1 pseudogene is annotated in these 237 nt (G+C 69.2%); it reads right to left on the bottom strand.

The window, feature by feature from the left end:
- Positions 1–23: 23 nt before the first annotated feature.
- Positions 24–237 (bottom strand): annotated as a pseudogene (locus tag KVT37_RS32890) (dihydrofolate reductase); the annotation flags it as partial.

The raw sequence follows: 237 nt of genomic DNA, 5'->3' as shown, positions 1-237 counted from the left end.
AGGGGATTTTCCAACCGGCGGGATCAGGCAGGGGGATAGATCAGCCCGCTCACACTCTCGTCGAACCGGTCGGCGGCCAAGAGGCCCAGCGGCGGCCGGGGTCCGGCGAAATAGGGCCTGCCGCGGCCCAGCACTACGGGGTGCAGGTAGGTCCGATTTTCGTCGAACCAGCCGAGTTCGGTGAGGGCTCGCGGCAAGTCCGGGACTGCGACCGCGAACTCGCCGTCGCGCTCGGCC

The sequence above is a fragment of the Mesorhizobium sp. GbtcB19 genome (assembly GCF_019091085.1).
Classification (GTDB): Bacteria; Pseudomonadota; Alphaproteobacteria; order Rhizobiales; family Rhizobiaceae; genus Mesorhizobium.
This window is presented reverse-complemented; position numbering and strand designations above follow the sequence as displayed.